Source organism: Pseudoalteromonas sp. L1, from assembly GCF_021728095.1.
Lineage (GTDB): Bacteria > Pseudomonadota > Gammaproteobacteria > Enterobacterales > Alteromonadaceae > Pseudoalteromonas.
In genome coordinates this window covers 1,226,485-1,251,617 of the sequence record NZ_JAKKCT010000001.1, presented here as the reverse complement: position 1 = coordinate 1,251,617, position 25,133 = coordinate 1,226,485, and the positions used below count along the sequence as shown (strand labels likewise).

Annotated in this window: 15 protein-coding genes; 12 read left to right on the top strand and 3 right to left on the bottom strand. The window is 41.2% G+C overall.

Annotated features, from left to right (window positions below; all coding sequences use genetic code 11):
• Positions 1–110: 110 nt before the first annotated feature.
• A complete protein-coding gene (locus tag L3V38_RS05795) occupies positions 111–2,543 on the top strand; it encodes a VolA/Pla-1 family phospholipase (protein ID WP_237118684.1) in 2,433 nt (810 codons plus the stop codon).
• A 101-nt stretch (positions 2,544–2,644) separates the two neighbouring features.
• The gene (gene sohB / locus L3V38_RS05790; RefSeq protein WP_237118683.1) at positions 2,645–3,661 is read left to right on the top strand and encodes a protease SohB; all 1,017 of its coding nucleotides are present in this window, start codon (positions 2,645–2,647) and stop codon (positions 3,659–3,661) included.
• A 51-nt stretch (positions 3,662–3,712) separates the two neighbouring features.
• Here the strand turns inward: sohB and L3V38_RS05785 are convergent, their stop codons facing one another.
• Positions 3,713–5,044, bottom strand: a complete 1,332-nt coding sequence (locus L3V38_RS05785) for a dicarboxylate/amino acid:cation symporter (RefSeq protein WP_130149728.1) — start codon at positions 5,042–5,044, stop codon at positions 3,713–3,715.
• Between the two features lie 193 nt (positions 5,045–5,237).
• On the opposite strand from L3V38_RS05785, the gene L3V38_RS05780 reads away from it, so the two are divergent.
• From L3V38_RS05780 to L3V38_RS05765, 4 genes are all read left to right on the top strand, one after another.
• On the top strand, positions 5,238–8,228 hold the full coding sequence (locus tag L3V38_RS05780; protein WP_237118682.1) for a hypothetical protein: 2,991 nt from the start codon (positions 5,238–5,240) through the stop codon (positions 8,226–8,228).
• 306 nt (positions 8,229–8,534) lie between these two features.
• Positions 8,535–11,195, top strand: a complete 2,661-nt coding sequence (gene topA, locus L3V38_RS05775) for a type I DNA topoisomerase (RefSeq protein ID WP_237118681.1) — start codon at positions 8,535–8,537, stop codon at positions 11,193–11,195.
• A 135-nt stretch (positions 11,196–11,330) separates the two neighbouring features.
• A complete protein-coding gene (locus L3V38_RS05770; RefSeq protein WP_237118680.1) occupies positions 11,331–11,786 on the top strand; it encodes a carboxymuconolactone decarboxylase family protein in 456 nt (151 codons plus the stop codon).
• A 10-nt stretch (positions 11,787–11,796) separates the two neighbouring features.
• Positions 11,797–11,982, top strand: a complete 186-nt coding sequence (locus tag L3V38_RS05765) for a YrhK family protein (RefSeq protein ID WP_119851938.1) — start codon at positions 11,797–11,799, stop codon at positions 11,980–11,982.
• A gap of 68 nt (positions 11,983–12,050) precedes the next feature.
• Here the strand turns inward: L3V38_RS05765 and L3V38_RS05760 are convergent, their stop codons facing one another.
• Complete coding sequence (locus tag L3V38_RS05760; RefSeq protein WP_062568918.1) at positions 12,051–12,293, bottom strand: hypothetical protein; 243 nt, start codon at positions 12,291–12,293, stop codon at positions 12,051–12,053.
• 238 nt (positions 12,294–12,531) lie between these two features.
• Here L3V38_RS05760 and L3V38_RS05755 point away from each other — a divergent pair, with 238 nt between their 5' ends.
• Positions 12,532–13,080 (top strand): TIGR00645 family protein, encoded by a 549-nt coding sequence (locus tag L3V38_RS05755; RefSeq protein WP_130149732.1) that lies wholly within the window; start codon positions 12,532–12,534, stop codon positions 13,078–13,080.
• A 59-nt stretch (positions 13,081–13,139) separates the two neighbouring features.
• Here L3V38_RS05755 and L3V38_RS05750 read toward each other — a convergent pair whose 3' ends face one another.
• Positions 13,140–14,765 (bottom strand): alpha-glucosidase family protein, encoded by a 1,626-nt coding sequence (locus L3V38_RS05750; RefSeq protein WP_237118679.1) that lies wholly within the window; start codon positions 14,763–14,765, stop codon positions 13,140–13,142.
• 674 nt (positions 14,766–15,439) lie between these two features.
• On the opposite strand from L3V38_RS05750, the gene L3V38_RS05745 reads away from it, so the two are divergent.
• From L3V38_RS05745 to L3V38_RS05725, 5 genes are all read left to right on the top strand, one after another.
• A complete protein-coding gene (locus L3V38_RS05745; RefSeq protein ID WP_237118678.1) occupies positions 15,440–18,229 on the top strand; it encodes a TonB-dependent receptor in 2,790 nt (929 codons plus the stop codon).
• A 104-nt stretch (positions 18,230–18,333) separates the two neighbouring features.
• Entirely contained in the window at positions 18,334–19,830 is a 1,497-nt protein-coding gene (locus tag L3V38_RS05740; RefSeq protein WP_237118677.1) for a tryptophan halogenase family protein, read from the top strand.
• Positions 19,831–19,832: 2 nt separating this feature from the next.
• Complete coding sequence (locus L3V38_RS05735; RefSeq protein WP_237118676.1) at positions 19,833–21,683, top strand: glycoside hydrolase family 13 protein; 1,851 nt, start codon at positions 19,833–19,835, stop codon at positions 21,681–21,683.
• A gap of 91 nt (positions 21,684–21,774) precedes the next feature.
• Positions 21,775–23,655: an alpha-amylase family glycosyl hydrolase gene (locus L3V38_RS05730; RefSeq protein WP_237118675.1), complete on the top strand. Its 1,881-nt coding sequence runs from the start codon at positions 21,775–21,777 to the stop codon at positions 23,653–23,655.
• Positions 23,645–25,129: an MFS transporter gene (locus L3V38_RS05725; RefSeq protein WP_237118674.1), complete on the top strand. Its 1,485-nt coding sequence runs from the start codon at positions 23,645–23,647 to the stop codon at positions 25,127–25,129. Before L3V38_RS05730 ends, L3V38_RS05725 begins: the two co-directional genes overlap by 11 nt.
• The last annotated feature ends 4 nt before the right edge of the window (positions 25,130–25,133 follow it).

The following is a 25,133-nucleotide window of genomic DNA, read 5'->3' as shown; positions in this document are numbered from 1 at the left end:
ATGTCTTATTAATAACCTAATTACATTAAATTAACTTAACTAAAGGTATCTTTTTAGCTACTTTTAAATATGAACACACAATAACAATAAGATTTTCGCGGAGCGATATTATGAAAAAAATGCTACTTTCACTGGCCGTTGCAACAGCCATTACAGGTTGCGGTGGAGGAGAAACATTAGAAGATGTAAAAAATGACAATCCCCCCATAGTGCCAACCGCGACAGTTAAGTTTGACCCTGCTAATGGTGTTATCTCTGTACCCAACGATTTACTCATGAGTGGCACACTTGATGGCACGCTTAATATTCCTGGTGAACTTGATGAAAATAATGTGAGCGTAGAGCGTGCTGCCTATGCTGATCCACAGTTAGCATTAGGTGCACTAGATGGTTGGTCTACACAAACTCCGTTTAAAATCGATCTTACTTTTCCTGCGGGTGTTAGCTTAGATGCTACATCTGCTGCCTCACCAGGCGCAGTGCGTATTTTTGAAGTCGTCATGGGAGCCAGCCAAACGGATGAAGCATGCTCACAAGTGCCTGCAGGTATTGCCTGTAAATTAGTGTCAGAGCTCACATTTGGTGTCGATTTTATTACACAAGGCTCTGGTGATGCTGTTGCTGTTATACCATTGAAACCATTTAAAGCAGGTAGTAGTTATATCAATGTTTTAACAACCTCACTAATGGACTCAGAAGGTCGCTCAATCGAGCCGTCATCTACTTATGCGTTGGTTAGTGAAGAAACAACCCTTATTACAGACGCACAAAAATCGTTACAAGCGGTCATCAATAGTTATGAAAACGCTGTAACATCAGGTGGTGCAATTTCTAAAGATGAAATCATTTTTAGTGCGGCTATGACCATGCAGTCGGCAGGTCAAGTACTTGGCACAGTCAAACAATTACTAGCAGCAAGTTTAACGCAAGCGGCTTTACCAAGACCGACGGTACAAATTCCTGAGCAACCGGTAATTACTGTCGAACAAGTATTTGCGTCACAAGGGGTAACAGGTTTGTCACCTGCTTTTGCTGGGGTTCAGTATCAAAAAGGCAGTGTAATGCTACCTATGTACCTTGCAACACCAACAGGCACTGAGGTAAGTGATTTAGCTGCGACATACTGGCAAGGTATGTGTGACAGCGGTGTAGCGGTACTTGGTTACGCCTCTTCAGCAGGTGCATCGTTCCCAACAGATCCAATTAGTGAGAATGATGCTTTATGTATGGCACTTAGTGGTGGCAAGTTACGCGACTTAGGCCTTGACCAAACTAAGCACTTAACCAAATACAATACAATCCCTAAAACGCAAAGCATTGCGAATGTACCGGTTCAAATTACTAAGCCTATTTTACCCGTGATCAACTTTGTTCGAAGCCAAATCGGTCTAGATGCTTTAGCAATGCCTGAAGGTGGCTGGCCGGTAGTGATTCTTCAGCACGGTATTACGTCTAAGAAAGAAGATATGTTAGCAATAACTGCTCAACTTTCTATCCAAGGTTTTGCAACGGCTGCTATCGACCACCCAATGCATGGTGAGCGTGGTGTTGATGTAAATGGAGATGGTGTCGATGACTTCAACGCATCAACGGGCTCAGTGCTCAGTTACATGAATTTACAGTCTCTACTTGTAGCACGAGACAGTTTACGTCAATCAGTTGCTGATTTATTGGGTTTACGCTTAGGTTTAAACTTTTCTGGTGCGACTGATTTAAATACTCAAGATGTGTCATTCGTGGGACATTCACTAGGTTCAGTTGTTGCGCCTGCTTTTGTTGCAGTGACGAATAATCCGCTTGATCCTCAGGTTGATCCACTTTTCAATGTTAAGAGTGTTGCACTTGCCAGTGGCGGTGGCGGTATTGCAAGCTTCCTAATTGATTCGGCAACGTTTGGTCCATTCGTTCAAGGCTCGGTGTTACTTGCTGCTGGCATTAGTGAGTCTGCAGAATTTAGCTCATACCTACAAAACGAAGCTGTGTCTAACTGTGGCACGCTAGCAGCAGATCAAACCGCTTATGTTAGCTGTGGTTACAAAGAGTACATTGGTTCATTAACAATGGCGGGTGAAACAGCAAAACTAGCAAATATTCAAGGGGTAGTAACACAATTTGCTTTTGCGGCACAGACAGCCCTTGATAGTGGTGATCCTACTAATTACGCAGCATCAGTTGCGGCACTTGGCACGCCAACATATATGAGTGTCGTTGTTGGTGATGGCGCTAACAATAAGCCTGACCAGGTTATTCCACCTATGGTAGCTTCTAACCCTATCGCAGGCAGTTTACCGCTCGCTAGCTTGATGGGCTTAGCAACAGTGGCTCAATCTCAGGGGCCAACAGCGGAGCCTATGAGCTATGTTGTGAAATTTACTAAGGGTCATCACAGTTCGGTATTAACGCCTGTTGCTACGCCTGATTCAGGCGCTACTGCACAGGAAAGTGCAGCTGCAACGTCTGAAATGCAATTGCAAATAGCCACTTTCTTAGCGAGCCGTGGTCAGTACTTGCAAGTCACTAATACTGATGTAGTCACTGACTAAAAACTAAATTAACCAATTAAGTAAAAAGCCACATCATGTGGCTTTTTTTTATGAAAAAGCATGTTAAATTGTGGCGAACTAACATTAAGTGGAGAATTTGTTTGGAATTTTTATACGAATATGGGCTGTTTTTCGCCAAAACCATCACCTTTGTTATTGCCATAGCAATCATTGTCGCAATTGCGGTTGGTGCAGCAGCAAAGCCAAAATCGAAAAAGGGCGAAATACAAATAGATGACTTAAGTGAGCAGCTGGAGGATCTAAAACAAAGTTTTATTGAGAACACCCTTTCAAAAAAAGAGCTCAAAGCGCATTTAAAACAGCAAAAGGCTAAGAGCAAAAAAGCCTCAAGTGATGAGAAAAAAGCTCGTCTGTATGTCATCGACTTCAATGGTAGCGTAGATGCCCATGAAGTAGACAGTTTACGTGAAGAAATTACAGCAATTCTTACTATTGCTGATAAAGAAAAAGATAAAGTACTCGTTCGCTTAGAAAGCGGTGGTGGGGTTGTTCATGGTTATGGTTTGGCTGCTTCACAATTACAACGCCTTCGTAATGCAGGAATTCACCTAACGATTGCCATTGATAAAGTTGCTGCCAGTGGTGGTTATATGATGGCATGTGTGGCGAATGAAATAGTTGCAGCTCCTTTCGCTATTGTTGGCTCTATTGGAGTGATAGCTCAAATTCCTAACTTTAACAAAATACTGAAAAAGAATGATGTTGAATACGAACAAATTACTGCGGGTGAATACAAGCGCACACTAACATTATTTGGCGAAAACACAGATAAAGGGCGCGAAAAGTTTAAAGAGGAAATAGAGCAAACTCATGGTTTATTCAAAGCTTTTGTTAGCGAGCAACGACCTTCACTTGATATAGATTCAGTTGCAACAGGCGAACATTGGTTTGCTACTCAAGCCTTTGATAAAGGGCTTGTTGATAGAATAGATACCAGTGATGATATCCTCTTAAGTCAGGCGAGTGATCGTCAGATTTACAAAGTGAAATACAAAATCAAAAAGAACTTAAGCGATAAACTGGCAATCGGTTTGAGTACAAGTATCAGTAAGGCTGGAATTAATTTAGTCTCCCGCTTTAAAGGAATGAACCCTTAACGAAAAACGATAAAAAACCCGCATTAATATGCGGGTTTTTCAATGGTGAATCTAGTTTATAGACTTATGATAATCTTCTAAGTCTTTTGCCGCATCAGGGTCGTTAAAGACATCTTCGTCTAATTGCCCTTCAGACTTTGCAACAACACATGTCACCATACAGTCACCTGTCACGTTAACCGCGGTGCGTGTCATATCAAGTAAACGGTCCACACCAATAATGATCGCAATTCCTTCAACAGGAAGACCAACTTGGTTTAAAACCATGGCTAACATAATTAAACCAACACCCGGTACGCCTGCTGTGCCCACTGACGCAAGTGTTGCCGTTAGAATAACCATTAAGTAATCAGAAATAGATAAGTCGACTGCAAAAACTTGAGAGATGAACACAGTCGCAACACCTTGCATGATAGCGGTACCATCCATGTTGATGGTTGCACCTAATGGAACCGTGAAAGAAGCAACTGAGTTATGTGCACCTAGTTTTTTGTTCGCCGTCTCTAAAGTGATAGGCATTGTCGCACTTGAACTTGAGGTACTGAAGGCAAATAAACATGCATTTTTCATTTTCTTCAAGAAGGTTACTGGGCTTAGGCCCGTTAATACTTTGAGAAGAATACTGTAGTTAACTAAGCCATGGATAAATAAGGCCAACACAACAATACTAAAGTAAAGAGCGAGGCTTTTAATTAGTTTCAAATCAATAGTGGTAAATAGTTTCGCCATTAAGAAGAAAACACCGTACGGTGCAATATTCATTAATAAAGTCACTAGTTTTAAGATAACGGTATTTAAGTCTTCAAATACGCTAGCGACACGTTTTCCAGCTTTCCCACTAAGTGCCATTGCAATGCCAAATAACAATGCAAATACAATAACTTGAAGCATATTGCCACTGGCCATCGCATCAATAGGGTTAGTCGGGAACATGCCGATGATCACTTGAGCCAGTGTCGGCGCTTCTTTTGCACTGTAATTAGCATCAGATGGTAAGTTAATACCTTCACCTGGGTTAAATATCAATGCGAGTGTAATTGCGACGGTAATAGCGATAGCGGTGGTAAATAAATACAGTAAGATTGATTTTCCGCCTAAGCGGCCAAGCTTTTTAGGGTCACTTAAGCTACATGTACCACATACAAGTGAGACAAATACTAAAGGCACAACGAGCATCTTTAAACTAGCAATGAATATTTGCCCACCAACGTGAAAAATACCATCGACAAAAAATGCTTTAATAGGCAAAGAGAATAACCCTAATGGGATAAGGAAATCGTCTTCACCCGCTAAAATTGCCTGAAAAATAAAACCTACTACTACACCCAACACCATACCAATCATGATGCGAGATGTGAGACTCAATGAACGGACTTTTGACATACACCTAATCTATATTTTTATAAATTTTGCCATAGCCTACCAGCATGTAAATTTTTATACAGAAAAAATCGCTAAATATTGAAATTATTTCGTCCTGAATTGAATGAAAAAATTATGATATTCGTTCAGGTTTTAGGTTAATATTAGGTAAACAACAAATTAAGCATAGAAATAGCTAACTAGGGAGAAGTCGATGCCTTTATTGCGATGGCTGAGTATTATAGCTTTTAGCTCATTATTAGCCGCTTGTGGCGGTGGTGGTTCATTAGAAAAAGACGGTGGGTCTTTAGATGGTTCAGAAACGGTAGACCCTGAGGTTGTAGAAAACGTAACCTTGAGCTTATCAATCCGTGATGTCAATGGCTCGCAGTTCACAGTCGACAACCCTGTTAGTAAAGATAACAAAGGGACTGTAACGGCAACCTTGCTTGACGCAGGGACGCCTCTAAATGGTCAGCTAATTTCATTTACAACGAATTTTACAGGCAGAATAACGCCTGTTCTCGGTACGGCTCTAACAAACAGTAGTGGTGAAGCCTCTGTTACATTGAGCAGTGGTGATTCAAAAGGGGCTGGACAAGTGCTTGCCAGCTATATGAATGACAATGGTGAAACAATCACGCAAGTTGCTGGTTTTATATCAAATGGTGATGATGCATCAACTGAATTGGCTCAGTATTCAGTCTCGGTTTCATTGCTAACTGGCTGTAACTCTTCATGGGATGAAAATAGAAACAATGTTAGGTTAGACCCAACTTCACAAGCATCTGGTTGTACTGTCTCTAATTCTATTTCTTCTGCAGAGCTAGGTGATTTATTCGTTGCAGTCACAGACGAGCAAAGTGGTGATGGCGTTGCGAATGCACTTGTTGATGTTACGACTGATCTAGGTTCCGTTCTTCCTTCATCTGGCAGAGCATTAACAGATAACTTTGGTATTGCACTGCTTAAATTGCAACCGGGTAATACCGGCGGCGCTGGAACTATTTCAGTTTCGTCTTTGGACGAATCAGCAAATATCAACTTTGCTGTTGGTATTGCTGATCTTACTTTAGATGTAGATAACGGCTTAAATTTTGATGGCAATGGTAACGTAATACCGTTAAAAGCAGGGGGGAGTACTGTTATAGAAGTAACTCTTCGTGATGAAGAAGGAAACTTATACACTACACCAACAGATGTGGAATTTAGTTCTACATGTGTTGCGAGCAACGACTCAACGATTGACGCATCTGTCAAATCATCTGGGGGTATTGCCAGTTCTACTTATAGGGCAAATGGTTGTTCAATTGATGATGTGGTAAATATTACTGTTGAAACTGGCGGTAAAAACTTTACGGCCTCAACGACGATTCCTGTTGAAGTGTCTGCTGTTCAATCTATTCAATTTATTGATGTATCAGAACCAGTTATTGCACTCCCTCCAGGTGAAGGCGGTTTACCAACTCAATCAGTCGTACGTTTTCGTCTACTTGATGCTGATGGCATTGTTTCACCGCAACAGCGTATTGATTTTAAATTAACTGATTCAGTTGGCTTGGCTAAGCTTACACAGCGCAGTGCTAACACAGATAATAATGGTGTAGTACAAACTACGGTTACATCGGGTATTGTGCCAGGGCCGCTTGTTGTTAAAGCATGTTTTGTATCAAAAGAGGATGTTGCCGCTTTACCAGAAGGTGATGATTTATCTTGTTGGACTGATGAAGTAGAACTTTGTAGCGCAGAGCCCAACAACGAAATTTGCCCAGATGGAACGCTTCATTTAGTTCCACTGGCTGAGCAAATTAATGCTGTTTCATCACAACTAGCACTGTACTCAGGGGTGACTGACCAAAATAGCTTTGACCTTAGCCCGACTGAATTTAACCCTAACGCACTTAACTATAATGGTATAACAATTCCATTAACCGTGTATTTTGGTGATCAATTTAATCAGTTTAATAGTGACGGAGTTGAAGCAACGGTACTAACAGAATCAGGTGTTATCGGTCCGCAAAATCGTGAAGCTGTTTGTCGCACTAATAATGCTTTGTGTGAAATAACATGGCGCTCGCAAGGTGAAAGACCTTTTTATGATTATAAATGGGGCAATCGCATTGGTGAAATCGACGGCAACTCTGCAACGAGAGAGGGTTTTAACCCGAAAACAAACGAAATTAACTGTGACCCTTACTTTGGTAATGCAGCACCATGTATAGGTACTTTATTGCGTGCTAAAAATGATCCTGAAGGGGTTGTGCGCGGAGGCCGAACAAGTATTCTTGCTGTTGCAAAAGGACAAGAAAACTTTGAGGATGAAGAAACGACAGCTGATGTAACTCGTCGTAATGGTTTGTTTGATATTGGTGAATATTACGCTTTATATGATTTACCAGAAGCTTTCAACGACCATAACGAAAACAACAGCTTCGATAAGGCCAATTGTAGCGATGCTAATCGTGAAGACTATGACGCTGATTCAGACCCATGTTCAGAGAAAAACTCGCGCGGTGGTCATAACGAAACATGGCGCGATCTTAACAACAATGGTGTTTATGACGATGCTGACGGTAAATACAATGGCTTGCTATGTAGCGAAGCTGCATTTAACGCAGGGCAATGTACGCGCGAGTTAATAGAGGTTCGCCGACAAATCGAACTTGTCATGTCAGGTGATGAACCGTACGTACGTTTTGCTGTTTTAAAATCAGATGATGTCGTGTCACCGCCTTTTGAAGTTTTAGTCCCTGCTGATTGTTCAAATTCTTTGGCTGGTCAGTTTGAGGTCTCTGATGCACCACAGTGGTGTGATGTTGCAGAACTTGATTTATCTGTTGCTGCGCGTCCAAATCCAGACTTTGATGCGAACGACCCAGATGAAACTGACCCTGAAACACTCGATGTTGGTTTAGCTGGTATTAATATTCGTATTTATTACAGTGATGAATTTGGCAATCCGTTACCTGCAGGTACACGCGTGTCGATTTCTGCTAATAATGGTGACTTTTCTATTATTCAGCACCAAGAGTCGATTCCTAGCACAAATCGCGATACAACTATGTATTCGGATGTCAGAATTGCGCGAGAAACGGATGGTAACCAAGATCAAGATGGCGTACTAACGATAACGTTTGAGTTTGAAAACCAGCTTGGTGGAAGCAAAACTGTCAGTAAATCAATTGCAATTTTTGATGACAGATAATCTTTCGTTTTAAGATAATTTTTAAAAAATGCCAGCCATAAGGTTGGCATTTTTGTTGCTGTTCTATATATTCCCCATAAAAATACCGCAAAATGCTAATTTGTCTAAAATAGCAACAAAAATTGTTTAATTATTCAGTCAATATCGAAAAGTTTCGATTAAAAGCTTGTAACAATTGGTGTTTGTAGATATACCTATAAATATTCGTGCTCTAATGTTAATAAATCATACTTATTTAGATGATGTGATGGATATACATTTATAGGAGCAAAAAACTTTAAAATTCTTGGTCAGAAATAGGCAGCTATGGGAAAATCACTTGTAATTGTAGAGTCTCCAGCAAAGGCTAAAACAATTAATAAATACTTAGGTAATGATTTTATCGTTAAGTCCAGTGTTGGGCATGTACGTGATCTACCGACTTCAGGTTCAGGCAAAGCAAAAACGGCAGCAACAAAAACACCTGCTGAAGTTCGCAAAATGTCACCCGAAGACAAAGCTGCCTATAAAAAGCAACGCGATTATAAAAACTTGGTTGCCCGTATGGGAATCGACCCTGAAAAAGGGTGGGAACCACACTACGAAGTGCTACCAGGTAAAGAAAAGGTCGTTCAAGAATTAAAAAAACTGGCAGAGAACGCTGATCAAGTTTATCTCGCAACCGATTTGGATAGAGAGGGGGAAGCTATTGCATGGCACCTCGAGCAAATTATTGGTGGTGAGCCAGAAAAATATAAGCGTGTTGTTTTTAACGAAATTACCAAGAATGCAATTCAACAAGCTTTCGAAACACCGGGTGAACTGAACACTGACATGGTGTATGCACAACAAGCTCGCCGTTTCTTAGACCGTGTTGTTGGTTTCATGGTTTCGCCACTACTTTGGGCGAAAGTAGCCCGAGGGTTATCAGCCGGCCGCGTACAGTCTGTTGCAGTTCGATTACTGGTTGAACGTGAGCGTGAGATCAAAGCCTTCATACCTGAAGAGTTTTGGGATATTCATGCTGATGTTAAAAATACCGAATCAGCATTACGATTAGAAGTTACCAAACACGCTGATAAAGCATTTAAGCCCGTTAATGAAACACAGGCAATGTCTGCGGTTAATGAGCTTGAAAATGCTGAATACAAAGTTATCAGTGTTGAAGAAAAGCCAAGTAAGAGTAGACCAAGCGCACCGTTTATTACCTCAACGATGCAACAAGCTGCAAGTACCCGCTTAGGTTATGGTGTTAAGAAAACCATGATGTTGGCACAGCGTCTGTATGAAGCGGGTCATATTACCTATATGCGTACCGATTCAACTAACTTGTCAAAAGATGCGGTTGAAATGTGTCGTGATTACGTTTCAGAGCAATTTGGTGATAAATACTTACCAAAGGCACCTATCAGCTATAGCTCAAAGGGCAATGCACAAGAAGCGCACGAAGCAATTCGTCCTTCAAGTGTAACGGTGCTGTCTGGACATTTAGATGGTGTTGAAGCAGACGCTAAAAAGCTGTACGAGTTAATCTGGCGTCAATTTGTGGCATGCCAAATGGTGCCTGCAGAGTACGATTTAACAACTCTGACAGTGGCTGCTGGTGATTATCAATTGAAAGCGAAAGGTCGTGTACTTCGCTTTGACGGTTGGACAAAAGTTCAGCCTGCTGTGCGCAAGAAAAATGAAGAAGATCAATCATTACCTGCGGTGAAAGAGGGTGAAGTTCTCACTCTTGTTGAGCTTGATCCTAAACAGCATTTCACTAAACCACCAGCTCGCTTTAGCGAAGCTAGTTTAGTTAAAGAACTTGAAAAGCGCGGTATTGGCCGCCCATCGACATACGCATCCATTATCTCAACGATTCAAGACCGTGGTTATGTACGTGTTGAGAATCGTCGTTTCTTTGCTGAGAAAATGGGAGAGATTGTTACTGACCGCTTAGTAGAGAACTTTGAAGATCTCATGAATTTCGACTTCACCGCTAAAATGGAAGGTCGATTAGATGATATTGCTGAAGGTGAACGTGTTTGGACACAGGTGCTTGATAAATTCTACGCAGACTTTTCTAAGCAGTTAGAAATAGCCTCTGGAGATGAAGAGCAAGGCGGAATGCGCCAAAACCAGATGGTTGAAACAGATATTGATTGTCCAACATGTGGCCGTAAGATGGGTATTCGTACTGCATCAACGGGTGTGTTCTTAGGCTGTACAGGTTACAACCTACCACCGAAAGAACGTTGTACAACAACCATGAATTTGGTGCCTGGCGATGAAGCGATTGCTGCTGATGTAGAAGATGTTGAAACAGAATCATTAATGCAAATGAAGCGTTGTCCTATTTGTGAAACGGCGATGGATTCATACTTAATTGATGAAACACGCAAGTTGCATGTGTGTGGTAACAACCCTGCGTGTAAGGGTTATATTGTTGAGCAAGGCACCTTTAAAATTAAAGGTTACGACGGCCCAATTATCGAATGTGATAAATGTGGTTCAGACATGCAGTTAAAGTCAGGTCGTTTTGGTAAATACTTCGGCTGTAGTAATGAAGAGTGTAAGAATACGCGTAAGTTACTAAAAAATGGCGAAGCCGCGCCACCGAAAGAAGATCCGGTTCATTTACCTGAGCTCGAGTGTGAAAAGTCAGAAGCTTATTTTGTCCTAAGGGACGGCGCATCCGGTATTTTCTTAGCTGCAAATACTTTTCCTAAATCACGTGAAACGCGAGCGCCAAAAGTTGAAGAGCTTAAGCGTTTTAAAGATCGTATTTCAGAGAAGTTTTATTATTTAGCTGAAGCACCGACGCAAGACCCTGATGGTAACCTTGCTGTAGTACGTTACAGTCGTAAAAACAAAGAACAGTATGTTATGAGTGAAGTCGACGGTAAAGCAACAGGCTGGACAGCCCACTACCAAAATGGCAAATGGGTAGAAGAGAGTAAAAAGAAAGCTCCCGCTAAGAAAAAAGCCCCGGCTAAGAAGTAAATTTACCTTCATATCGAAAGGGATTGCAGTTGCAATCCCTTTTTTGTTTTTATCTCCTGCGAATGTCGTTTTTTACCAATCTTTGCTTTTAGGCTGTTGTTATTGTGTCATCAACATCAAGACAGGAGATTTAAAATGCGAACACGTTTATCACAACAGCAAGTATATTCACTTAACCCAGGCCTCGTTAAACACTTAACAGGACTGAGCGCACTGCCAGAAGGTACAAATATAACCGTGAAGCTCGCTGATTTAGTCAGACTCAGAGTATCGCAAATTAATGGCTGTGGTTTTTGTCAGCATATGCACTCAGCAGAACTCAGAAGCCATGGTGAACGTCAACAGCGACTAGATGTACTGGCAGCGTGGCGAGAAGTACCAGTATTCTCACAAGAAGAAGTAGCAGCACTCGCCTGGGCTGAGTCATTAACAAATATCGTTGATAAGCATGTTGGAAATGATGTGTACAATCAAGTGTCAGCTATCTTTAGCGAAAAAGATATCGTGGCCCTAACGACGGTTGTGTTAGAGATTAATAGCTGGAATCGTATAGTTAAAGCGTTTCACTTTATCCCTGAATTAACAGAATAAGGAAAGGAATATGAAGTTTACACTTGCCCCTAAGGTCAACGCGTTAGTCAATATCACATCAGCATGTGCGTTTTTCTTCGGCAGTACTTTATTTTTACCCTCATTTATAGAGTACGCCACAGTCGGTGTGGTGTTATTCATGATAGGTTCGTTATTATTTTTATTAAGTGCTGTGGCGGATTTTAATAGCCATTAAAATAAAAAAAAACCGGAGCGCACATCATTGTGTCATTCCGGTTTTTTCTTATTCTTTCAAACGTCTAATTAGATTTGTACGTCGTTTACTTTTTTGTAGCCTTCTGCCTCAAGCTCATCATTCACGCACTTTAAAACGTAAGGTTTAAGCTCGTCATTGCTGATGTCATCATCTTTAGCCCAGTTTAAACACATTTCAGTGTATTCTTTGATCATTTCAGCTGATGCTTCAGGTGCTTCGTTAGCGATTGCATTTGATGCAGACATAGTTAATACCGGCGCCAAAATCAGTGCTAGCAATGCTTTTTTCATCTAATTATTCCTAATCAACATAATTAATTATTACTGGCTTATCACACAGTAATGGTGCGCAATGTGTAACTCACTTTGCTTGAGTGAATTTATAAACTAAATCTCTAAAAAAGATAACGAAATTTTTTTATCGTAAAGATAAGCAAAAAATGACCAATATTTTTATCTACAATGCTGGAAATATGCCGGTAGTTGCACGTATTATCTCGTTAATTTTAAAAGGAAAGTGAATCTAGTTATGTCTGAGCAAGTGACAAATTCAAAAGTAAAGAAAGTGCCGACCAAGGTAGAGCAAGTTGTTGAGAGTTTTATTTTTCGGTCGCGTTGGTTATTAGCGCCGTTCTTTATTGGCTTATTAGTCGCTGTTGTTTTGTTACTACTAAAGTTCTTTAAATATTTGTACAGCATGGCCTTAAATACGTTTACCGCATCAAATCAAGAGTTGCTAGTTGGTATTTTAACCTTAGTAGACACTGCCTTATTAGCAGGATTGCTACTTATTATCATCTTCAGTGGTTATGAAAACTTTGTCTCAAAGTTGAATATAGAAAACCATGAAGACAGGCCAGTGTGGATGGGCAAAGTAGGTTTCTCAGGCCTGAAAATGAAATTGATTAGTGCAATTGTGGCCATCTCCGCTGTTGAGCTCTTAAAGGTGTTTATTAGCTCGAATAATCACTCCACAGATGAACTACTTTGGAAAGTAATAATTCATGTCACATTTGTGGTCTCTGGGGTGTTATTTGCTTTAACGGATTACATTAACAGTAAAACGATGAATCATTGATAGCGCTACAATCATAAAAAAGCCCTGCAATTGCAGGGCTTGGCTTTAACAACTGATTTTTAATTCAGGGTTGCATAAAAGCAACCGAACCCGGGCAGAGTGACTGTATTATTGTTTAATTCAGCTGTGTGATGTGAGATCTCAGTATGCTGTAAAGATACAGTATCAGAGATTGTCAGTTCGCTACTTTGTGCACCTAAGTTGAATACACAAAGCATTTTAGTCTCGTTAAGCGTTCTGTAAAAAGCAAGCACTGGCTCTTGCGTATCTATAAATTCAATATCGCCTTCTAACAGTACGTTTTTATCTTTACGCCATGCCATAAACTCACGATAGGCATTTAAAATTGAATCTTTATCTTGATCTTGCGTATTTACCGCAGCAATCTTGTGAGCATCATCCACTGGTAACCAAGGTTTGACTGTAGAAAAGCCTGCTTGATCTGCATCACTTGCATCCCATGGCATAGGAGTACGACAGCCGTCACGGCCTTTAAAGTTTGGCCAGAATGTAATGCCATATGGGTCTTGTAAATCTTCAAATGCGACTTCGGCTTCACCCAAACCTAGCTCTTCACCTTGATACATACACACGCTACCACGTAACGAAGCAAGTAGGGCTGTTAGCATCTTACATTGCTGAGACTCAATTTTTTCACCTTGACTCCAGCGACTAGCGACACGCTCAACGTCGTGGTTGCTAAATGCCCAACAAGGCCAGCCTTCTGTCATGCGTTGCTCTAATGTGTTGACGGTTGTGCGAATATACTCTGCGCTGTAGTCATTGGTTAGTAGCTCAAAGCTATAACCCATATGTAGCTTGTCACCGCCTGATGTGTATTCAGCCATCGTCGCTAATGAGTCTTCTGATGAGATCTCACCTAATGCAACAGTACCTGGGTATTTATTCAAAAGGGCACGAATGTCTTGCATAAAGCTCAGGTTTTCGGGTTGCGTGTTGTTGTAATAGTGATACTGGAACGCATACGGGTTGTCTTCGCTAAAGCCACGACCTTGACGTTTTTCAGGGGGCTTAGCAGGGTTATCACGTAATTGCGCGTCGTGATAGCAGAAGTTAATAGCATCTAAGCGGAAGCCATCAACGCCTTTTTTCAACCAAAACTCAACATTGTCTAATACCGCTTTGCGTACTTCAGGATTATGGAAGTTTAAATCTGGCTGCTCAGCAAAAAAGTTATGCAAGTAATATTGGCCACGGCGAGGCTCCCACTGCCATGCAGGACCGCCAAAGATTGATAACCAGTTATTTGGTTGCGTACCATCAGGCTTTGCATCTGCCCAAACATACCAATCAGATTTGTCGTTAGTCTTATCTTCACGGCTATCAAGAAACCATTGATGTTGATCAGATGTATGGCTTAATACTTGATCAATAATAATCTTAATATCACGTTGGTGTGCTTGTGAAATTAACTCATCAAAGTCATCGAGGTTACCAAAGATAGGGTCTATGTCACGGTAGTCACTGATGTCGTAACCAAAATCTTTCATTGGTGATTTAAAAAAAGGTGAGACCCAAATTGCATCCACGCCAAGGCTCTTGATGTAATCGATACGATCAATGATACCTTTGATATCGCCAATGCCATCGCCATTAGTGTCTTGGAAGCTGCGCGGGTAAACTTGGTATATAACCGCACCTTTATACCACTGCTTTTGAGTCATGTTTTTCTCCATCGTGACATTCAGTGTCTGTAAACTGAGAGGTAACCTCACAAGGATTACCAGAATGTCAAAAGCATACGTGAAGGGGGTTAGGCTGTAAAAACTCTGCATACGTATGCACGTTAAATTAACGTTTTAACTCAGCATAACTTATTAATGCTATTCGAGTGTGTTGAATTAATTTTTAATGCGAAATTCTTTACCAATTTTTTACTGTCCTAAAAAATACAACTAAAAATCCACTGTGGTGCATAAAATAGCTGGCTTGTCACAAGTTGGTGCAACAAATTTTTTGGTATGACCAATTAACATTCCCTGTGTTGAATCAAGAGTAATCGTTTTTCTACCTATCTTGATCACAAGTAAGTATTAGCTTTTACAGTCAGGCCCCAGTTTGGGGGCTAAAAGTAAGACAATTTTGTTTCATTCACATTTTCTTACCCAGCTTTGATAATAAATAAATATTAATCAGTAGCTTAACTATTTTTGCTGTAAATTATTTGTTAAATTTAAATTGCATGAACTAGTCTGAATACGTATGCATAAATTTGTTAAGAAAATAAGCTGAGCGTTAATATTCATCTCGACAACAAAATCAGCCAGCGAATAACAGCTTTTCTGAAACAGATAACTGCATCACGTTGGCATTACAATTTGGGTAATGGGAAAACATTATGTCTATGTTCAAACCAAGTATATTAACTCTGGCTCTTACAGCCGCAGGTTTAAATAGTTTTGTAGCGTATGCCGCAGAAGAAGACCAAAAATCAAAAAATGATAACGTTGAGGTTATCGAAGTAAAAGGTTTTCGTGGCAGTGTTGTAGAATCTATTAATACGAAACGCTTCACACCTGAAGTCGTTGAGTCAATCTCAGCAGAAGATATCGGTAAGTTACCTGATTCATCAATCGCAGAATCAATCGCGCGTCTTCCGGGTTTAACAGCACAGCGTCTAGACGGACGTGCAAGCCGTGTAAGTGTGCGTGGTTTTAGCGAAAACGAAAGTGCTACAACCTTTAACGGTCGCGAACAGGTGTCAATTGGTGACAACCGTGGCGTTGAATTTGACCTTTACCCATCAGAAATCATGAGCGGTGTAACTGTATATAAAACACCGAGTGCAGGTATTGAAGCAGAGGGTATTGCTGGCGTAATTGACATGCAAACTGTAAAACCTTTAAGTAAAGGTGAACAAGTTATCATGTTCAACGGTCAATATGAGCAAACAGGCTTTGATAAATTAAACCCAGACGGCGACGATAAAGGGTTCCGTGGCACAGTTTCTTATATTGATCAGTTCGCAGATGACACCATCGGTGTTGCATTTGCTTACAATACGATGAGCTCTCCAAACCAAGAGAAGCGTTGGAACTCATGGGGCTACCCAGAATTTACTGGCGAAGATGGTAATACCTACTCTATCTTAGGTGGTGCTAAGCCGTTTGTTCGCTCATCTACACTTGAACGTGATACAGCCATGTTCGTGTTAGAAGCAGCACCGAATGATCGTCTAAATATGACATTCGATGCATTGTATGTTGATTTTTCGGATGAAAAAATCCTACGTGGTATCGAAGTTCCATTTGCATGGGGTCAAGGTTCAATCGACCCTAGTTCAGCTGTTGTTGACGCAGACTCAGGCTTTATCACCAGTGCTGTTACACAAGGTCAACGCGTTGTAGTGCGTAATGACTACGAAGAGCGTAACGCTGAGCTAACTCAATTTGGTTTTAACACTAAGTACGATATCAGTGATGACTGGTCAGTCGAGTTTGACGCTAGTCGCTCTGAAGTTGAACGTCAAATTTGGAGTATCGAAAGCTATTCAGGTACAGGTCGTGGCGATGCAAATGGCATTGCAGATGATATTGGTTATGTATTCGACGGCGGTAACACAGGGGCACAATTCAGCCATAACCTTGATTACAGCGATTACGATTTAATTCAACTAGGTGGTCCATTATCATGGGGTGCAAGTGCTGCACTGAATGATAAATATGGTTTAACCGGTACAGCATACGAGAATACCGCACAAGATGGCTTTATCAATGCGCCAGAAATCAATGATGAACTAAGCACATTGAAGCTTGCTGCAAGTAAAGTCCTTGATAACGCATATATCAGCCGCGTGTCATTCGGTGTGTCATATCGTGACCGTGAGAAGAGCAAACTGTCTGAAGGTTACTTCATGACGTTAAAAGACTTCTCACTTTCAAACCCTGGTATGTTATCAATCCCAGAGCAATACCGCTTAGGTACGGCGAGCCTTGACTTCATTGGTATGGGCAATATGGTTGCTTATGATACCAATGCTTTAGTGAATGATGGCTACTACAGCTTACTTCAAGAAAGTTTAACTGACTCAAAGCACAAGACACAATCGTGGACTGTACAAGAAGAAGTAACAGCATTCTTTGCTCAAGCGGATATTAACGCTGAGCTTGGCTCAATCCCTGTAACAGGTAACGTTGGTGTGCGTTATGTTAAAACTGAGCAGTCTTCTCAAGGTTTTGCAGCTAATACTGTAGATGGCTTAGTTGTCGTTACACCAACAGATATTAGCCATGACTACAGTCATTTCTTACCAAGCTTGAACTTATCATTTGCCATTGATGATGAGCAAACTGTACGTTTCGGCGCTGCGAAAACGATTTCTCGTGCCCGCCTAGACGAAATGAATGCATCTATAAGTGCATCATATAACCAGCAACCGGATGAAAATGGAAACTTCTGGAGTGTCTCAGGTGGTAACCCAGAGCTTGAGCCTAAAGAAGCAACAGGCTTTGACTTAAGCTATGAAAACTACTTCCATGAAGAAGGTTATTTTGCCGCTGCATTTTTCTATAAAGATATCACGCAGTGGATCTTTGATGGTACTTATGAAATTGATATGAGCGGTGTTGCTGATCCATCAACAGGTGAGATTCCACCAACTTCAACGGGTACCGGCTCTGGTAAAGTAAATGGTGGTTCTGGTGACCTTTGGGGTTATGAGCTTTCGTTAACACTACCGTTTACTATGTTTAGTGATTCACTTGATGGCTTTGGTTTAATCGCAAGTCATACAGGTGTTGAGCAAGATATTACAGACCAAAACGGTAATGAATATGAGCTACCAGGCCTATCTGACCAAATCGATAGCTTAACAGTTTATTTTGAGCGTAACGGTTTCCAAGCGCGTACTAGCATGCGTAAGCGTAGCGACTTTAAAGGTGACGTATACGGTTTAGGCTTTGCAACTACACAAGTCGATATTAAAGGCGAAACAATTTGGGATGCACAAATTGGTTACGACTTTAGTGAAGGTGGCGTAGAGAGTCTTGACGGTTTATCTGTCACTTTCCAAGTTCAGAACATCACTGAAGAGCCGTTCACATCACTACAAGGTGATAACTCACTACAAGTGCGTGATTACCAAGACTACGGTCGTACATTCCTGTTAGGCTTCAGCTACAAGCTGTAATAAGCTAATACAGTGATAGAAATTGCCCTTGTGATTTGTTTTACAAGGGCTTTTTTATATCAGTGAGCTACACTCAATGAATTGAAATTGGTGTTAGGTGTACTATGGAATCAAAAAAAATAACCAAGGTCGTGATCGCCGGTGGTGGCACAGCAGGCTGGATAACCGCCGCATTACTTAATAAAGTGTTAGGCAAAGTGCTTGATATCACGCTAGTAGAGTCAGCAGAAATTGGTACTGTTGGTGTAGGTGAAGCAAGCATTCCACCCATCTTGCATCTAAATGGTGCCCTAGGCATTTCTGAAAAAGAATTTATTAAGGCTACTGGCGCAACGATTAAGCTAGGCATCGAGTTTGAAAATTGGCGCAGCCAAGGTCACAGCTACATGCACGCCTTTGGTGAGATAGGTAAAGACTTTCCGTTTTGTGAGTTTTATCATTTTTGGTTAAAAGCACATCACGCTAATAATGCACCTGACTTTTGGGATTTTTCACTTAACTATCAAGCTGCCAAAGCACATAAATTTGCCCACCTTAAACACATTCCTAACACCCAGTTAGCGGGCTTACATTATGCTTACCATTTTGATGCCACTCGATATGGCGAATTCTTAAAAGAATTAGCGCAATCACGGGGCGTTAAACGTATTGAAGGCAAAATTGAATCGGTTAATCAATGTCACCAAAGCGGGTATATTCGCTCTTTGCTACTTAAAAATGGCGAGCAAATAGATGGCGACTTATTTATTGATTGCACCGGTTTACGTGCTTTATTAATAGAACAAACCCTTAATACTGGCTTTGAAGATTGGTCACACTGGTTACCATGTGATAGTGCGATTGCCGTGCAAAGTGATTCAGCTGCTGATGCAATTCCTTATACGCGTTCAATTGCAAGAGAGTCAGGCTGGCAGTGGCAAATTCCATTACAGCATCGTGTAGGCAACGGACTTGTGTACTCTTCTCGTTTCTTATCAGACGAAACGGCAAAACAACAGCTTTTGAATAACTTACCGGCTAAACCACTAACAGAGCCGTGTGTTATTAAATTTAAAACAGGCCGCCGTTTAAAACAGTGGCATAAAAATGTGGTATCGGTTGGCTTATCGAGTGGTTTTTTAGAGCCATTAGAATCGACCAGTATTCACTTAATTCAAAGTGCAGCCATTCGTTTAATTAAGTTTTTTCCTCATCAAGGTATTAAGCCAAGCCTTGTGGATGAATTTAATCAACAAAGTAAAACAGAATTTGAGCGAATTCGTGACTTTATTATTCTTCATTACAAGCTTACTGAGCGTGATGACAGTGCGTTTTGGCGTTTTTGTAAAGGCATGGATATTCCAAGCAGTCTTAAAAAGAAAATTGAGCTATTTAAAACCAGCGGCAAACTCATAAGAGAAGACGATGAATTATTTGCCGAAGTTGCATGGCAGCAAGTAATGATAGGGCAAGGACTCATAGCAGAGGATCACCATCCATTGGCTGATGCATTATCCGGTGAGCAATTAAATGAGCTATTTAGTAGTTTAAAAACCTTGATTAATAGTGCAGTTGAGCAACTGCCGAGCCACAGTCAATTTTTAGAAAAAGTACAAAATTAATTATGAAAACAACACAAAGATTTTTAGCATTAACCACCGCATTAACGCTTTTTAACTCGACAGCAAGTTTTGCTATTACTGCATCACCAGAGAATTGGTGGGTAGGGATGCAAAATAACTCGTTGCAAGTCATGCTTTACGATAACAATATTGCTAACAAAACGTGGCAAATGGTGCCTTACAAAGGCATTGAGTTTAAAGGGGTCACAACAACGAATAACCCTAACTACGCGTTTTTAGATTTAACCATTAGCGATAATGCAAAGGCGGGAACGCTGACTTTTAAAGCTGAAGATGGCACAAGGTTTACTTACCCGTTAAATGCCCGTGATAAGCAAAGTGCTAATCGACAAGGTTTTACAAATAAAGACACGCTTTATTTAATCAACCCTGATCGCTTTGTAAATGGTGATCCGAGTAACGACACCGTTGCTGGTATGCAGGAAGCTGCAAATCCAAGCTTTAAAGGTGGCCGTCATGGCGGTGATATTCAAGGAATTATTAACAGCCTAGATTATCTTGAGGACTTAGGTGTAACGCAACTTTGGTTAACGCCGGTGCTTGAAAATGACATGCCAAGTTATTCATATCATGGCTACGCTATTACTGACTTTTACAAAGTTGACCCGCGTATGGGCAGTAATGCGCTTTATAAAACCTTATCGGCAGAAGCGAAAGAGCATGGTATTGGTTTAGTGATGGACATGGTACTTAACCACTTTGGTTCATCGCATCAGTGGATGACTGATATGCCAACAGCTGATTGGGTTAACTTTGATGGCAAGTTTGAAAACGGTAAAAATGCCACAACTCATGCCAGACAAACAATTCAAGACCCTCACGCGAGCCAATACGACAAACGTCAATTTAATGATGGTTGGTTTGTTGAGTCGATGCCTGATCTAAATCAGCGCCAGCCGCTACTCTCTACTTATTTGATTCAAAATGCCATCTGGTGGATTGAATACGCCAATTTAAGCGGCATTCGTGTTGATACCTACTCATACTCAGATAAAGCGTTTCTAGCCGATTGGACTAAAGCGATTATGACCGAGTATCCGAACTTTAATATTGTTGGCGAAGAGTGGACAACCAACCCCGCAATTGCTTCTTATTGGCAGCGCGGCAAAGTCAATCAAGATGGTTATACCTCTGATTTGCCAAGTGTGATGGACTTTTCATTACAAGAAGCGTTGATCCAAGCACTTAACGAAGAAGAAAGCTGGAATACAGGTTGGATAAAAGTATATCAATCGCTTGCGAATGACTTTTTATATGCAGATACCGATAATATTTTAGTGTTTGCTGATAACCATGATATGAGTCGTGTTTACACTGAGCTTGGGCAAGACTTAGCAAAAACGAAACTGGCCATGACGCTACTGTTAACAACTCGCGGTATTCCACAAATCTATTACGGCACAGAGCTTTTGCTTGATAACACGCCAAGTAATGATCACGGTGATATTCGTATTGACTTCCCTGGTGGCTTTAAAGGTCAAAAAGCAAATGCTTTCATAGGTAAGGGGCTTTCAGCTGATCAGCAAGAGATGTTAGCTAGCATGAAAAAACTGCTTAAGCTGCGCCAAGAAAAGCCAGCGCTAAGCGAAGGCCGTTTAATGCATTTTTCGCCAAAGCAAGGCGTTTACAGCTATGTGAGAGAGCATAATGGCCAAACTGTATTGGTTGTTCTGAACAAAAACCAACAAGCCATTGATTGGGATTTAAGCTACATGCAAGAAGTGCTGAAAGGCAATAATAAAGGGCGCGATTTAATCAGCGAAAAGCGTGTTGATCTTGCTACGCCAATCCGCTTAAAAGCTATGCAAGCACGCTTAATCGAGCTTGAATAATTGCAACTAATAGGCTGAATACGTATGCATTTACTGTCCGTATGCAGCCCTTAACATTAGTATGAACTGATATTTACAGAAAAATGAAGTAATGATGACAACATATAAAATAACCGCGTTAGTCGTGGCATCGGTACTAGGTTTAACTGCCTGTGGTAACGATGCACCAGCAGAGCAGAACACACAAAAAACGCAATCTGAATCTAGCCAAGCCGCTATCTCTAAGCCTGTGGTATACCAAGTATTCACTCGATTATTTGGTAATACAAACACCACAAATAAACCCTGGGGCACATTAGAAGAAAATGGGGTAGGCAAATTCGCTGATTTTAATGATGCAGCATTACAAGGCATTAAAGAGCTAGGTACAACGCATGTTTGGTATACAGGTGTGCCGCGTCATGCATTAGTAACTGACTATACAGAATACGGTTTGTCGCAAGATGACCCTGATGTTGTAAAAGGGCGTGCAGGCTCGCCGTATGCGGTGAAAGATTATTACGATGTTAATCCTGATTTAGCAATTAACCCTGAGCGTCGCTTAGAAGAGTTTGTTGAGCTGATTAACCGCACTCATGAGCACGGTATGAAAGTTGTTATTGATATTGTGCCAAACCACGTAGCGCGTAACTACGAGTCGCTCGCAAAGCCTGAAGGTGTTAAAGATTTTGGCGCTGATGATGACACGACAAAAACCTATGCGCGCGATAATAATTTTTATTACGTAACAGGGCAGTCATTTCAAGTTCCCACCAGTGATAGCTATCAAGTCTTAGGTGGTAATCCGCATCCACTTGCTGATAATCAGTTTGCTGAAACACCAGCAAAATGGACGGGCAATGGGGCACGTGCTGCTAAACCTGACATCAATGATTGGTACGAAACAGTTAAAATCAATTACGGTGTGAAACCAGATGGTAGTTATGATTTCCCGACGCTACCTGCTGATTACGCTAATAAAGATTACCGTGCGCACTACGCATTTTGGCAAGATAAAGACCTGCCAAATAGCTGGTATAAGTTTCGCGACATCGCACTATATTGGTTAGATAAAGGTGTTGATGGTTTTCGTTATGATATGGCTGAAATGGTGCCTGTTGAGTTTTGGAGCTTTTTAAACTCATCAATCAAGATGCAAAAAAGCGATGCCTTTATTCTAGCCGAGGTTTATAACCCAACGCTTTACCGTCCTTATATCCAGCAAGGTAAGATGGATTATCTGTACGACAAAGTCGGTTTTTACGACACGGTTAAAGCTGTGATGCAAGGTAAGCAACCAGCGGATACTATTTTCGATATTCAAAGCCAAGTGGCTGATATTGAAGAGCACATGCTGCACTTTTTAGAAAACCATGATGAGCAACGCATTGCAAGCCCAGATTTCGCGGATAGCAGTGAAAAAGGCAAGCCAGCTATGGTGGTGTCTACCTTAATGTCGCGCTCGCCAACCTTACTCTATTTTGGTCAGGCAGTTGGTGAAGATGGTTCTGAAGATGGTGGTTTTGGCGACCCAACACGTACCAGCATTTTCGATTATATGGGTGTACCTGCGCATCAAGCGTGGATGAATAATGGTAAATTCGATGGCGGTGCGCTTTCAAAAGAGCAAACTGATCTTCGCGCTTACTACACGAAGTTAATGTCGTTAAACACACTTCCTGCCATTGTTGGTGGTGACATGCAAGCGGTTGAATTGACAGGCTCAGAGCAAGTCATTGCCTTTACGCGCAAGCTAGGTCAACAGCTGGTGCTTGTGGTAAGTAATTTTTCAGAAAACCCACAAAATGTTGAGCTTACTCTTAATCAAGCGTTGTTACCTAAGCTTAACCACAGTGATTTAACGTTAACTGATAACCTCGAAAATCATGCCGACATTGTGATTTCTGAGGCAACAACGAATGCGCCAATTCAATTACAACTGAATGGCTTGAGCAGTGCAGTATTTACCTTAAAGGCTGACAATGAACAATAACAAACCAACGCTAAGCTTTTGGCAAATATGGAATATGTGTTTTGGATTCCTTGGAATCCAATTTGGCTTTGCATTACAAAACGGTAATGTAAGCCGTATTTTTCAAACTCTAGGTGCGAATGTCGACGACATTCCAATCCTCTGGGTTGCAGCACCGCTGACAGGTCTTATCGTGCAACCGATAATCGGTTATTGGAGCGATAAAACATGGAATAAGTTGGGTCGTCGTCGTCCGTTCTTTTTCTATGGGGCTATTTTAACGACGTTATCGTTATTCATTATGCCTAACTCACCAAGCCTTTGGATTGCAGCGGGTATGTTATGGATTATGGATGCGTCAATTAACGTGACTATGGAGCCTTTCCGTGCCCTTGTGAGCGATAACCTGCCAAAAAAGCAACGTGCAACTGGTTATGCAATGCAAAGCTTCTTCATTGGTGTTGGCGCGGTTGTCGCGTCTGCTTTGCCCTGGATGATGACTAACTGGTTCGATATTGCCAATACGGCACCTGCTGGGCAAATTCCTGATTCTGTGAAATTTTCGTTTTACTTTGGTGCCGTTGTGTTACTCGTTGCTGTTTTTTGGACGGTATTTACCACCAAAGAATATTCACCCCAAGAGCTTGAAAGCTTTCATGAACAAGAGCAGAGCGATGACTTAAATGATGTTCAACAAAATGTGAATTTTAATAAGGGCGCTGTAATCTTTACGGTTCTTGGTTTTTTAGTGCTTGGTATTGTTACGGGTCTTTCTCTTGAAAAAGAGCTTTATTTGCTTGCTGGTGGTTTGATTAGCTTTGGTGTTATTCAATTTATTGCTGGTGCTTTAAAAGCTAAAAATGCAACCAGTGGTGGCTTTTATCAAGTTGTGAATGATGTATTCACAATGCCTGAGGCAATGAAGCAATTGGCTTGGGTACAATTTTTTAGCTGGTTCTCATTGTTTGCAATGTGGATTTATACCACCTCAGCGGTAACCAGTTTCCACTATGGCAGTAGTGACACAAGCTCACTTGCTTACAATAACGGTGCGGACTGGGTTGGCGTATTATTTGCCGCTTACAATGGTTTTGCTGCCATTGCTGCAATTTGTATCCCGATCATCGTAAAAAAAGTGGGGCTTAAAATGGCCCATGCTATCAATCTTGTGCTAGGTGCATTAGGGCTGCTCAGCTTTATTATTATCAAAGATCCAAGTTTACTTATCTGGCCGATGATTGGTGTCGGTTTCGCTTGGGCATCAATTCTATCTTTACCGTACGCAATGTTAAGTACCTCAGTACCGAGTAAGAAAATGGGTGTGTACATGGGTATCTTTAACTTTTTTATTGTTATTCCGCAGCTTTTAGCGGCAAGCGTATTAGGCCTAATTTTACGCCACTTTTTTGATAATCAACCGATTTATGCGTTAGTGCTAGGTGCAGTGTCATTCGTACTCGCAGCAATTGCTGTACTGCGCGTTAAGCAACAATAATAAG